This is a genomic window from Pseudomonas imperatae, from assembly GCF_057128625.1.
Window position 1 is genome coordinate 488,860 of the sequence record NZ_JBSKHP010000001.1, and the last position, 11,607, is coordinate 500,466.

The 11,607-nt window shown below is 54.1% G+C and carries 13 protein-coding genes and 2 pseudogenes; 7 read left to right on the forward strand and 8 right to left on the reverse strand.

The annotated features are described in order from the left end of the window. Positions 1–49 precede the first annotated feature (49 nt). Both ACWKWX_RS02250 and ACWKWX_RS02255 read left to right on the forward strand, forming a co-directional pair. Positions 50–682, forward strand: a complete 633-nt coding sequence (locus ACWKWX_RS02250; RefSeq protein ID WP_483826918.1) for an HAD family hydrolase — start codon at positions 50–52, stop codon at positions 680–682. Positions 683–796: 114 nt separating this feature from the next. After that, a complete protein-coding gene (locus ACWKWX_RS02255; RefSeq protein ID WP_483826919.1) occupies positions 797–970 on the forward strand; it encodes a hypothetical protein in 174 nt (57 codons plus the stop codon). Between the two features lie 23 nt (positions 971–993). On the opposite strand, the gene ACWKWX_RS02260 is transcribed toward ACWKWX_RS02255, so the two are convergent. Beyond that, positions 994–1,191, reverse strand: coding sequence for a hypothetical protein (locus tag ACWKWX_RS02260; protein WP_483826920.1), 198 nt, complete (start codon positions 1,189–1,191; stop codon positions 994–996). Between the two features lie 154 nt (positions 1,192–1,345). Beyond that, positions 1,346–1,774 (reverse strand): winged helix-turn-helix transcriptional regulator, encoded by a 429-nt coding sequence (locus ACWKWX_RS02265; RefSeq protein ID WP_483826921.1) that lies wholly within the window; start codon positions 1,772–1,774, stop codon positions 1,346–1,348. 100 nt (positions 1,775–1,874) lie between these two features. Between ACWKWX_RS02265 and ACWKWX_RS02270 the strand changes: the two genes are divergently transcribed. The 3 genes and pseudogenes from ACWKWX_RS02270 to ACWKWX_RS02280 form a co-directional block, all read left to right on the forward strand. After that, positions 1,875–2,597 carry an NmrA/HSCARG family protein gene (locus ACWKWX_RS02270; protein WP_483826922.1) on the forward strand — a complete coding sequence of 241 codons (723 nt, stop codon included), beginning with the start codon at positions 1,875–1,877 and terminating at the stop codon, positions 2,595–2,597. After that, positions 2,594–2,788 (forward strand): hypothetical protein, encoded by a 195-nt coding sequence (locus tag ACWKWX_RS02275; RefSeq protein WP_483826923.1) that lies wholly within the window; start codon positions 2,594–2,596, stop codon positions 2,786–2,788. Before ACWKWX_RS02270 ends, ACWKWX_RS02275 begins: the two co-directional genes overlap by 4 nt. Before the next feature lie 71 nt (positions 2,789–2,859). Then, positions 2,860–3,233 (forward strand): annotated as a pseudogene (locus ACWKWX_RS02280) (transposase domain-containing protein); the annotation flags it as partial. A 103-nt stretch (positions 3,234–3,336) separates the two neighbouring features. Here the strand turns inward: ACWKWX_RS02280 and ACWKWX_RS02285 are convergent. Then, positions 3,337–3,681 (reverse strand): annotated as a pseudogene (locus ACWKWX_RS02285) (glycine betaine ABC transporter substrate-binding protein); the annotation flags it as partial. Between the two features lie 85 nt (positions 3,682–3,766). Here ACWKWX_RS02285 and ACWKWX_RS02290 point away from each other — a divergent pair. After that, the gene (locus tag ACWKWX_RS02290) at positions 3,767–4,543 is read left to right on the forward strand and encodes a hypothetical protein (protein WP_483826924.1); all 777 of its coding nucleotides are present in this window, start codon (positions 3,767–3,769) and stop codon (positions 4,541–4,543) included. A 198-nt stretch (positions 4,544–4,741) separates the two neighbouring features. Here ACWKWX_RS02290 and ACWKWX_RS02295 read toward each other — a convergent pair whose 3' ends face one another. Continuing rightward, positions 4,742–5,734, reverse strand: coding sequence for an SIR2 family protein (locus ACWKWX_RS02295; protein WP_483826959.1), 993 nt, complete (start codon positions 5,732–5,734; stop codon positions 4,742–4,744). A 462-nt stretch (positions 5,735–6,196) separates the two neighbouring features. On the opposite strand from ACWKWX_RS02295, the gene ACWKWX_RS02300 reads away from it, so the two are divergent. Continuing rightward, entirely contained in the window at positions 6,197–7,069 is an 873-nt protein-coding gene (locus ACWKWX_RS02300; protein ID WP_483826925.1) for a hypothetical protein, read from the forward strand. 475 nt (positions 7,070–7,544) lie between these two features. On the opposite strand, the gene ACWKWX_RS02305 is transcribed toward ACWKWX_RS02300, so the two are convergent. The 4 genes from ACWKWX_RS02305 to ACWKWX_RS02320 form a co-directional block, all read right to left on the reverse strand. Beyond that, entirely contained in the window at positions 7,545–7,718 is a 174-nt protein-coding gene (locus ACWKWX_RS02305) for an antitoxin Xre/MbcA/ParS toxin-binding domain-containing protein (protein WP_483826926.1), read from the reverse strand. Between the two features lie 233 nt (positions 7,719–7,951). Further along, positions 7,952–8,119, reverse strand: a complete 168-nt coding sequence (locus tag ACWKWX_RS02310) for a hypothetical protein (protein ID WP_483826927.1) — start codon at positions 8,117–8,119, stop codon at positions 7,952–7,954. Positions 8,120–8,305: 186 nt separating this feature from the next. After that, the gene (locus ACWKWX_RS02315; protein ID WP_483826928.1) at positions 8,306–9,724 is read right to left on the reverse strand and encodes a UvrD-helicase domain-containing protein; all 1,419 of its coding nucleotides are present in this window, start codon (positions 9,722–9,724) and stop codon (positions 8,306–8,308) included. Then, a complete protein-coding gene (locus ACWKWX_RS02320; protein ID WP_483826929.1) occupies positions 9,714–11,444 on the reverse strand; it encodes an ATP-dependent nuclease in 1,731 nt (576 codons plus the stop codon). Before ACWKWX_RS02320 ends, ACWKWX_RS02315 begins: the two co-directional genes overlap by 11 nt. Between the last annotated feature and the right edge of the window lie 163 nt (positions 11,445–11,607).

Sequence of the window (11,607 nt, forward strand, 5' to 3'; positions counted from 1 at the left end):
GGTCTGGTTGCTGAGTGGCCCGATTTCCTGCCTCGAAACAAGGTGACGGATGATGAGATACAAGGCCGTGCTTCTGGATGCTTTCGGGACGATTTTGCAAATCAATCCTGGCAAACATCCGTACCGACAGCTTTTGAAAGAGGGGCTTAAGAACGGACGTCGTCCGAGCCCCGATGACGCAAAAAACTTGATGAGGTTTAACGGTGGTTTGTCCGAAGCGGCTGATCACTTGGGCATCAGCGTTCATCCTTCTCGGCTGGCTGAAATCGAGGAAATTCTTGAGGATGAAGTCAGCTCCATTGAGGCATTCCCTGATGCCCTAGAGGCCGTCGCATTGCTGCAGGAGCGCAGTCGCAAGGTTGCAGTCTGCAGCAACCTTGCGTATCCATACGGTCGCGCTGTCAAAACGTTATTTCCGACCATGGATGCATTCGGATTTAGCTATGAAATTGGCCTGGTTAAACCAGACCCACAGATGTATCAGGCAACCTGCGAAATGATCGGCGTCGAATCCGACAATGGATTTGGTGAGAACAGAGTCATCATGGTGGGTGATTCGCTACGCTGCGATTGTCACGGCCCGCGCGAAGTAGGTATCACCGGAATACACCTCGACAGATCGAAGTGTGACGGCATCAATGATTTGATGGTTTTCGCCAGGCATGTGCTTTGCGAATCGTAGCGGCGTTGGACACATTTAGGTTTAGGGGACACTTGGCGCTCTGACTTATCCGGAATGCCGCCACTGAAGAGGTCAGAGACCGTGACTAGTGAAAGCGTGTACTGCGATATTCAGATGACTATCGAAGAAGCTGTCGAGATGCTCGAAGTCCTCGAAGCCTTACGCGCGGCTGGCCGCTATCCGGCGCTTGAAGACAAATTTCACGAGATGCAGACCCAGCTCAGCGACTCCATTAGCTACGCAGCTTCAGACAGAATTGGATTGCTAAAATCCAAGCCCAAACATTAGCAGACTGCTTTGGGGTCTTACGTCTACTCGTCTGGGTTTGGTTCGGGCAGGAGTGTTTGACTGTTTTCACGACCGAGGTTCGGGCGCAGGTCAGCTTGAGCCTGAGCCTGAGCGTTGCGCTTAAGCTGTTCCTGCATCCACGCACCAGCATTATCGAACTCTTCCATCATCGACGCGAATTCATCTGGAGTGAGATGGTCTGGGCTGATTTTGTGCTCCATTGGACTTCCAAGATCTGTGGGGGGGCAGAGGCCCATACGTTCTCCCCAACCTCCATATGCCATGTATCCAGCGCAGAGCTCAAGCAGCCTTCCACGCCTTCAGGGTTTTATGATTGTGCCCAGATATTTTTTAGCGATGCACAGGATAATCGGGCTAGTCACGTGGAATGGATTTATCGAGCATATGCTTCGCATCATAAGCCTGGCGGCAGTCCTCTATGGTAGGCCAATTATCCCTAATCCATGAGGTAAAACCCTCCAGAGCAGGGAGCATGCTCGCCCCCATTTCCGTCAACTCATACTCCACGCGTGGAGGCACTTCTGGAAAGTAATGCCGCACCAAAAGCCCGTCACGCTCCAGGTTACGAACCGTCAGCGTCAGCATGCGCTGTGTTATTCCCTCAATCCCGCTCTTGAGGGCTGAGAAACGTAGCCGGTAACCAGGCGCGACCGCCAAATGTGACAAGACAAGGATTGTCCACTTGTCACCAAGCCTTGCCAGTACACCGTTTGGAGCGCACGGCTTGAAACGTGGGCCTTGTTCAGTTTCCTGATAGGGACGGCCATTTATTAGCTTTTCCATGAGTATCATTCGTGTGCTTGAGGGTGAAAAATGTGCCGTCTTGTTGTGCATTTTCATCAGTATATATTGGTAACCCTTGTAAGTTCACGAGGGTGATTTCATGTCAGGTATTAAACGTTCGATCTTGGTATTCGGAGCAACGGGTCAGCAAGGTGGAGCAGTCGCATCAGCACTTCTCAAGGAAGGCTGGCAGGTTCGCGCACTTGTCCGCGATCCTGGTTCCGCTAAGGCCAAGTCGCTTCAAGCATCCGGCGTTGAGCTGATTCAAGGCGACTTCAATGATAATGAGTCGATCCGAATGGCCATGCAGGGGATGTACGGTGTCTTCAGCGTTCAGCCCAGTTCACCTGGTGGGACTGTGAGCGACGAGGACGAGATCCGTTTTGGCTGTGTTGTAGCTGACCTCGCCGTTGAATACGGCATCGATCATTTCGTTTATAGCTCCGGGGGAGCCGTAAGCGAAAAGCCAACCGGCATGGGCCATTTCGACAGTAAGGCTGATATCGAGGCACATATCCGCACACTGCCGATCACCGCGACCATTATTCGCCCGGCGTGCTTCATGGAAATGTTAGTAATGCCTGGCTTCGGGCTGGACGAGGGTCGCTTCAACTTCTTCATGAAGCCTGATCAGCCAATGCAACTCGTTGCAGTGGAAGATATCGGCAAGTTGTGGCCGCTATCTTCGCGGACAAGCTGCAATTCAATGGCAAGACGCTCGACATCGCGAGCGATACGGTCACGGGTAAAGACCTGGAGGCGACGTTTACGCAAATGGCGGGCATTCCGATCAGGTATGCACGTTTTTCCGAGGAGGTCTTGAAGCAAAACCCCTTTCTGAGAAAACTCTCCGAGCTGGTGGACGATGGAACCCTTGAAGGCAAGGCTGATCTGGAGAGTTGCCGGATGATCGTTCCCGACCTGCAATGCTTTGACCACTGGCTGGCCAAAACGGGTCGCCATGCCCTCCAGGCAGCACTCGGGACATCTGGCACTTGGGCCTATAACACTTGATTTGCTGACCAATGGCCGCCTGAGTCGTGCAAGGTTACTCAGACGGACGCTTACGATGGCGTGGCCATTGCCAAAGCCTGTATTACAACCTGAAACGCTGGACGGCGTTGTCACGTTATTTGGATGACGGCGCTGTGCCTATCGATAACAATCATAAAGAGCAGCAGATCCGACTTTGGGCTCTCGGACGCAAGAAATGGCCTTTGCAGGGCCCTTACGCAGCGGTCAACTCGCGGCTGCACCGATGAGCCTGATCCAACCGGCCAAGCTCAATGGGCATGATCCGTAGGCTTATCTGAAATACGTGCTATCCCGGCTACCGACTCAACGAGCGAGTGAGATCGCCGAGTTGTTGCCGCATAACTGGTACCGTTGCGCAAACTGTAATGCGTGTTCGCTCACAACCCACTGGCAATATTCCGCGAAGCGGCTTGGCATTTTTTAGCTGTCGATAGATAGTAGCCAGCAGGTGTAGATGACGGTTTACCTAAAGATATTATACATATCGGAAATTTTCCTCCGCAGAAGTTTGAAAAAGTAATCGACTTACCGTCTTTGCCATCAATCGTTGTCACACCGTCCAGCCAGCTATCCAGCGTCTCGGGATGATCAGCTAGCCATTTCTTCGCCGCACTCAAAGCCGGTTCTTTTTTGTCGAGAGAGTTCATGATGCTGCTCTCCATGTCGACTGTGAACCTCAGATTGTTGTAGAGCTTGCCAATGTTACCGCAGCGCTCGGCATAGCCCTTCGAAGTGATAGTTTTCACGGTCGCAGCACCGAAGTCGGGGCCGAAGGAATCATCACCGCCCGTGAGGTAAACAATGTCCAGATTCACGTTCATCGGATGAGGTGCCCAGGCCAGGAACCCACTGCGCATTCGCCGTTTGTGCGCCGAGATGGCTTCCGGGCGAGACAGCTATTGTCATTGTACTGTCGAAGCGTTAGAAACTGCCTTTGGCAGACGATGAGTGTGACGCATGAGCAGCAAGGCGACCTTGGAGTGGAGCTATAACCCCGCAGGCCTGATTGACGGCTTGCTGGAGTTTGAAAAGTTTGGTGGTAGCGTTGTCGCTGCGGGTGGCAGGGTCACAGCAGATTTTGATGAGCAGGTCTATCGGGCGGATGCAACGCTTGCTGATAAATTATTGGTCGCGATCCAGGCTAGGCTGGCACCTGCCCAGCGCAGGCTCCAACAAGCAGTAGAGTTTTCACACCCTCCAACCCTGACTGTGGCGCATTCGGATGGCAAACGAGAGATTTTCCTTGAATGCTATGCCTCTGTCTCGATAAGCGATCATTTTGAAATTCAGATCATCAGGAATGGGGTCGTGATCGAGGACTCGGAGCAGGAGCGCATTGAGCGAGAGTCTCGGCAAGCTTTGTTACTGGAGAGTCACTCGGATGATCTGATTCTCGCTCGGATACTGGCCAGTCATCGGAACTCTCTCCGTGATCCAGATAACGAGTTTGTGCACCTGTACGAAATCTGGGATGCGTTGGAATCAAAGTTTCTGAAGCGCCATCAGGTCGCGGACGCCCTGAAGATAGAATTTTCCAAGTTTGGCCAGTTCCAAGCCGTGTGTAACAGACCTACCTCCGCCAGTCGGCATCGAGGAACAGCTGACGGCGCCTTGAGACAGCCGAGCCCGGCTGAGTACGAGTTGGCCAGATCCATCGCTTGGGAGCTTGTGATGGGGTATGCGGAGTGGCTGAGTGCGCAGGCGAAACTGAATGATGCCGCTGCGGGCAACTGAAGCCCTGATCGACGCTGGGTCGGGGAAAGTCGACTTTCACAGATCCACAGCTGGTTCAAATTTTGGCCTGTGCTATTTACGGAAAGTATGATTTTCTCGATCGTTCATCGAACTCAAACCGGTCAGCCACCACCGCTACAACCCTGATCATGGGGCCCTGCGCCGAGGGAATGATCAGACCTTCACCGACGCTCGAACTCAATAGATGTGATCCCACTGCGTGAAGGTCAGAACGTTCGGTAGGCGCCATAAGTGGAAATTACCGGTTTTGAATTTTTGAGACCAAAATGCAAGTCTCTGTGCTTCAGTTTGATTAACGCCGCTCCACTCGACTATCACGATGTGTCTGGACTGGGCATAGGCGGCGATCACATCATTGAGATGGTCATCATCCCCCGAGTACCCGAACACGATGATCTCTTGAGATTCGTTCAGACTGAGCCCTAGGTAGTTCCAGTACGTGGAAAGCACCGTCGAGGCGCCAATCACCGATCGCTTGTGGCGAACGTGGGTCAGTACGATGTGATCAGACCCTTCCGGGGAAAAAGGGTTGAGCTGATGTCGATCACGTTTCCTGGCCAGTCCATGGTGGTCAAAGAATAGAGGGGAGCCATGTAGGTGGAGGTAGTATCCAAAGTCATTGTTGTATAAGCGCGCCAGAGCATCTGAGCTGAAGCCATTGGCAACCATGCCGTCCACAAGCGTGGTGTGGAAATAGCCCGCCATTAGGCCAGCATCTAGAAATGCTCCATAGAGAAGCTTGTCGTAGTTGAGAGTGGCGACGTGTGACTTTGTCTGGCGAACGAAGGCGATTAGTGGTTCCAGAAAGGCCTGCGGGAGGCCATGGGCGTAAAGGTGCAGCCTTGTGGCTACCTTGTGAAGGTAGTTTCCCACTGCGACCGGAAATTGCAGACCTTCTTGCGATAACCAGTGAACGTTCATCCGCTGGGACATGTTGATGCTACTGAGCGTCCTGCAAGCCGAGATCACGAGGTGCAATGGGTCGAGCTGATCTTCCCGCGCGGGGATGACGCCATTTCCACCAAGGCACTGACTGATCAACTCTTTGTGCACATCGCTGATGGCAAACGGGTCATTCCATACATCAGCCATAGCGTTGGTAAGCGAGAAATGTTGGGGATCGAGCGCCATCCCTAGGCCGTTTCCAAATATCAACGTCTTCCTTGGCATCATCAATTCCTTGGGGGGCTGAATTTTCAATCGTTGACTGGAATAGCGTACTCGCTTCACAACTGTTTATCGTCGGTCAGTGAGCTAGCGCTTCGGTCACCACGGCCCTGGCGACTCGTAGCCGCAATCGGCTGGTCATAAGTAAAGTGGACAAGCAGGGGGAAATGTCCTACTCAGCTCGAAGAGTAGTTGAATATCATCAGCTTAATCTGTCCCAGATTTGGCCTCTGGTGCCTATGCTCAGCATGTCGCGCGTAGATGCGACGACCCGCGGGGTGATTCCTACGCCCAAAGCTCATGAGCTCATGAGCTCGCCCCAACCTTACAGCCGGCGATGATTGCGATCGAGGATGTGTTGTGCGAAGGATCCTCCAGCCTGAGCGATTCCCCGCCGGATTGGCTTGGCGAATAGCAGGCGGCTGTGCAAAGGTTTCGCACTAAGCACTACTCAGGGAGCTCGATGTGTCTTTACTCAAAAACGCTGCCACTTCCATCAAGCTGGGTATGGAGGACTTTCGCCTGGCGCAGACGGATGAGGCCAGAGCGCTGTCCGCTATCAGAAACATGACGGCGGGCATTTTGCTGCTCTTCAAATTCAAGTTAGTACTCTTGAGCCCTGATTCTGACGGGATACTCATCAAAGCTGATCTGAAGCCTGTCCCCGGCCCTGATGGCTTGATGATTTGGAAAGCTAAGAGCTCCAAGACCGTTGACACCCACACGCTCATCCAGCGTCTCAAAGACTTTGGCGTCACCGACGTTGACTGGCAGCGGCTGCTCGATCTGATCAAGGTCAGAAACGACGTTGAGCACTATTTCAGCTCAAGCCCAACGTCAGCCCTGTTGAAGGTCATGTCCGACTCTTTCCACCTGATCCAGCAGTTTTCGATCAAACACCTTGAGATCTTTCCGATCCAGTTACTGGGCCAGGAGGTCTGGGGCTTTTTGACTGATCAAAAGGCGTTCTACGACAGAGAGTTTGCCAGCTGCCAAGAGGATCTCCACAAAGTGGACTGGAAGTCGCCGACGCTGGTCGCTGCGATTCCACAAATGGCCTGCACTGACTGCCAATCTAAGTTGATTCGTCCCGGAGTGGTAGGTGCAACTGTTTTTGAAACAGACTTCATCTGCACGCGTTGTTCGACGCGCATGACATACGATTTGGTGGTTGAAGAGGTCTTGGGTAAGGTCTTTTTCAGTGAACAGTATGAGGCACTTACCCGAGGTGGAGATACTCCACTTGAGGGCTGTAGCGAATGCTACAGACCTACGTTCATTGTGGCGGATAATCGCTGTGGCGCGTGTCACGCAATGGGCTCTGGCATAGACCAATGAGCGCCCTGAATTGACCAACGCCGGGAAGCAATCTGCCGAGTACCCTATTTTGGAACCGGGCATTTGGCATGGGGTGGATTAGGTGGGATCGATCTCAACCGGTGTGGGGTTCTGCTCAACCGACACGCTTTGCTGATGCCAGTCGGGGTAGACCGGACGCTTTTGGCTGGCCCGCGCAAGGCGTTCTGCCGGCGCAGCGCGGCTTCAGGATCTTGGCCGACGGGTTCTTCGCTTGCCTGCTGATGCGTGAACTCGATGGGCTATTTGATCCAATCAATCACAGTACCTGGTGTTGGCCATTCAGCTTGATCGGATTGGTGTGTATCTGGAAGGCGTTTAAACCAGGCGAAGGGAAAAGCTCTTTTGAAGCGCTGGCTACGTTCACGCGCGCATCCATGTTTGGATCGATGGCGACGGGGCTTTAAGCAAGGACGGGCGCACAGCTTTTATGCCAACCGTGAAGCTGTCAGGTCGTCTAAGCGCTAAATCCGTACTCCAGCCGCGTGATCAGCTCGATTGCTTTCTCAATCTCAACATCACGCGGAGCCTTACCGCCCAGTGCCCGAACAGGGTGAGACAGCCAGTTGAGCGCTATTGCCCTGTCGCCAAACAAGCCGGTCGCGGCTTCAAGCAACTGGGGAGCAATCATCTCCACTGGTGGGTGGGTGGGTGGGTGGGTGGGTGGAATGCCTCATTGAATCTTTAATCGCAAAAGCTAGCGCTTCCAAGGCGTCTGCCAACCTTGCGTCCTCTCTGCAGTCCCCAGAAGCTGGCTGAAAGTCAGTGCAGTGACGCAGCAGTGACGCAGCAGTGACTCTGAGTCGTTTATGTTGAGGTCGAGTTCGATAAGCATTTTGAGCCTCGTTCATCCTTGGCCCAAGTTTACTGTTTATAGAGGCGAATCCACTCGATTATTTCATCAAGCTGGCGGTTATCCAGCTCGGCACAGTTATCGTAGATCGCCGCAGCGACAAGTCCCTGTTGTCGCTCCGTGGACGAGCCAATCCCCGGCGTGCCGCGCATTCCCTGATTCCCGTCATCGGTCAACACGCGGTCATTGGTGACCTTTACAAACTGACTTGCCTAGATTCTCACGTTCTATGTCTCCTGCTGGGTATGGTGCCGATAGTCTATGGTGTCCTGAGTCTAGACCCTGGCGGTAGCCTGCCAGCCTTTAGACTGCCGTCGCCTCCCACGCAGTGATAGCAACGCTTCGCGCAGATGTTGCAGCTGTGTCTAACGTTGGGGTGTGAGGACTTGGTTTTGACTGCAAACCACGAGCTTTTTCGCCCCGCGCGACATAGCAACGTATAGGTTTCTCGCGTTCATCCGCTCTGGCTCCAAAATCACCGCAACGTCAGCCTCCAACCCCTTCAACAGCAACGTGCTCCCGACTGATCTGCGCGACAAAGGCCGTCCCTGCAGGCGATTGCGCTCTCTAATCTGAATGGCTGCTTCATGGAAGGTATGAGTTCTAGATGCCGACATCCGTAGGGCAGCGATACAGCATCGAAGGATTTCAGGCCGGTATATGCGGCAATCGTGCTGCTGAGACAGGCACTGTAAAAGTTCAATGGCACCTGCATAACCGGGAGCTCGCAGGTAGTTGACTGCCTGATTCTCAGCCACGGTGGGTGGGGTGCGGTTTCGTCCATTTTGAATCGTCGTAACCCGAGCCAGATACGCAGCTGGGCCAACCGCCGTCATCACGCTGCCTGCGAAATGCACTATTTGGAGCAGCGCGTCTGCTGCCATAGGCTCAAAGCGTTGAGCGAAGGAAATGAGATCGGGCAGATCAACAGTTTCCACGGTTGTAGCACCTGGCGTCTGGCTAGTGAGTAATTGCCGGCCTGTAGTGTTTCTTGAGTCGCCAATGATGAGCGCTGTCTCAGCATTGCGCAGCTGCACCAATGCTGCAGCACGCCGCTGGGCATCAGCGGTCGCCGGATGGATCTGTACCCATTGCACTTCAGCCGGAGCAGTTGCGAGATCAACAGGCCGCCCAGCCTGAAGTGACTCCCGCATTTGAAGGAGCCATCGTCCTAGGTTTTCCGCCCCAGCAAGTCTCCATCGCCATGGCGTAGTCAATGCTCCTATGGCTGGGAAATGCTGAATTACATCCACGTTCCAGTCGACCAATCTGTCCTGTCCAAAGTCGAAGATAGCCTGCATTGGATCGCCCAATACATAGGTCGGTAGCGTGTTGGCGAGAGAGGTGACGATGGTGTGTTGTGACTGATTGCAATCCTGGTACTCGTCGACCAGTAAATGGGAATAGCTTGATCTCAGCACTTGTTCCAGATGTCGCCCTGCCAGCAACCTTGCCGCTGCAGTGCGTATTGCCGGATAGTCCGATGCGCGATTGGCCAACTCCATAATCGCTGGGTTGTGCCCGCTTCTTGCTGGAAATTTGCCAATCAATTTCATGGCAAAGCCATCGAGGGTAGCGATCTGGAATGAGGCCGAGGGTACTCGTGCGCGCAACATCCGGGCGCGCAGTGCTGCGACTCCCGCATTGGTGTGGGTCAGGATCAGAATAGGCCTGGCCCCGGTGTGCTGAGACAATGTGTCCGCGATGAGCTGTGTTTTACCGCAACCGGCAGGTGCCGTTATCGACCCCCGTGGAAAATTGAACAGCGCAATTTCAGGCGGCATGTGTCCAGCCCCTGATCCGGTTGATGGTAGTTTGGAGGGTAGGCTGAGAGGCCAAAAGCTCAGGGCCAATGATGTGCTTGGCGATGAACTCGTAGGCAGTTACCGACTTGAACCAGCCGCTTCTCCGAATACGAGAAGCAACCCCGAGAATACCTCGGATGACCGGTGAGTAAGGCATGTTGCCTGCGCGATACGCCTCAATCTGTTCTAGCGTCAGTTCATTGATTGAACGATCGCGGATGTGGGCAGCCACCAATTCCCGGCCCCGCAGCTCAATGGCCTTGGCGAGCAGCCTATCAATAGCGGCATCGGGCAAACTGGCGAACAACTCATCTTCAAGAGCTCTACCTTCGCCCCATGTCGCGGACTGTCCTCCGGCAAAGTGAAAAGCCGTTTGAACGGCAGCGGTGACAGGTTTGTCCGCGTCTACGATAACGAGCACCTCATATCCGAGGCCCAGCAGCGCGGAGCCACGCGCATAGCAGTTGTCAGGACTTCCGCCATTGACGTTGACATAGGCGCCTCCCAAAGCCAGATAGGATTGACTGCCCTGCATAACCCAATACTGATCCAGGCCCCGCATGAGGCCGACCTCGCTCGCTCCTTCGCACACCACGATGCGTTTGGCTAGGAAGGCCTCTGGGTCTGCTCGCAGCGTACTCTGGACGTCGTCGGCGATTCCTGCTTGGCGAACCTCATGCTGGCCCGCGAGCAAACGAACGATGAACAGTTGATGGCCAGAGAGCTCACGTAGAGCAACCGGAGAGTGGGTGGTCAGGAACACCTGAAGGGGTTCAGGGATGGTCTTGGCACCCAGCGAATCCATGAACCGCGTCAGTCGATGAGGCTCCAAGCCAAACTCCACCTCATCAACCAGAGCGATGGAAGCCGCCTGTGACGCTTGGCGCTGTAGACCCGCTACCAGTAGGCGAGATGATCCCGTGCCCAACGACCTGAGGGGAATACCTTGGTCGTTGTGCAGGGCGATAGCCCCATCGCCGATCGATACCGCGTGAGCGTCGAGGAGGGCCTGAGCAGAAGCACCTACAGGGACACCCAAAGACCTTGCCGTACTGTTCACGATTTCAAGCGGCTGCTGCAACTGCACGCCGGCCTGAACGCCGAAGTTGTTACGGGCGTCGCGGGCTGCTCCGGCCAAGGCGCCGCCGAGTGCAGGACGCTCCTCGGTCAGTCGATTGAGGACGGAGTTGCGGCTCCACGACAGATTGGTATTGGCATAACTCCCGATGCGAGCCGGCGAGATACGTGCTCGATCTTTCCACGCCAGATTACGCTCGATGCCCTGATTGTTCGTCCGGTCTGAGTAGAGTCTCCAAGATGGCTCAAGGTCGCTCTCAACCTTCAGTTGCAGCGTTAGAACAGTTTCAATGCCAAAACGCGGCTCGTCTTCCACTGTTTTAGTGGTCGGATCAAAACCGCGAAGGAAATCTCCATAACTGTCGAGATTGATTAGGTCATCAGGTAGATCCCCGAGGGTCATTGAAATCAGGATGGACTGAGCGACATCCAACCGATGGAAATCGGTGTCGCCAAAAGGCGCGTTGCGACGAGCGCCCAAACACAGGTCGATGGCATCGAGGATGCTCGATTTACCGCTGTCACCCGGCCCGATCAAGCAATTGAATCCTGACGCAGGAGTCCAATCCAGATTTTGGATTGAGCGGAAGTTTTGGATCTGAAGTCGACGTATCCTTGCCATAGATTGAGTCCCTGCGTACTGATCAGCCCGATGTTGCACCGCTCTGATCATAGACAGAATTTGCGTATGAGCATGGTAATGGCGAGGTCTCGGTGAAGTTCTGTGAAGACGACTAATTGCTCCCTCGCGAGACTAAGCATAGGGTCTGTCGATTGGCATTCTT

Bases quoted from the DNA above. Each gene is read 5' to 3' on its own strand.
- ACWKWX_RS02250 (WP_483826918.1), top strand. From the start codon at position 50: ATGATGAGATACAAGGCCGTGCTTCTGGATGCTTTCGGGACGATTTTG.
- ACWKWX_RS02255 (WP_483826919.1), top strand. From the start codon at position 797: ATGACTATCGAAGAAGCTGTCGAGATGCTCGAAGTCCTCGAAGCCTTA.
- ACWKWX_RS02260 (WP_483826920.1), bottom strand. From the start codon at position 1,191: ATGGAGCACAAAATCAGCCCAGACCATCTCACTCCAGATGAATTCGCG.
- ACWKWX_RS02265 (WP_483826921.1), bottom strand. From the start codon at position 1,774: ATGGAAAAGCTAATAAATGGCCGTCCCTATCAGGAAACTGAACAAGGC.
- ACWKWX_RS02270 (WP_483826922.1), top strand. From the start codon at position 1,875: ATGTCAGGTATTAAACGTTCGATCTTGGTATTCGGAGCAACGGGTCAG.
- ACWKWX_RS02290 (WP_483826924.1), top strand. From the start codon at position 3,767: ATGAGCAGCAAGGCGACCTTGGAGTGGAGCTATAACCCCGCAGGCCTG.
- ACWKWX_RS02295 (WP_483826959.1), bottom strand. From the start codon at position 5,734: ATGCCAAGGAAGACGTTGATATTTGGAAACGGCCTAGGGATGGCGCTC.
- ACWKWX_RS02305 (WP_483826926.1), bottom strand. From the start codon at position 7,718: ATGATTGCTCCCCAGTTGCTTGAAGCCGCGACCGGCTTGTTTGGCGAC.
- ACWKWX_RS02315 (WP_483826928.1), bottom strand. From the start codon at position 9,724: ATGCCGCCTGAAATTGCGCTGTTCAATTTTCCACGGGGGTCGATAACG.
- ACWKWX_RS02320 (WP_483826929.1), bottom strand. From the start codon at position 11,444: ATGGCAAGGATACGTCGACTTCAGATCCAAAACTTCCGCTCAATCCAA.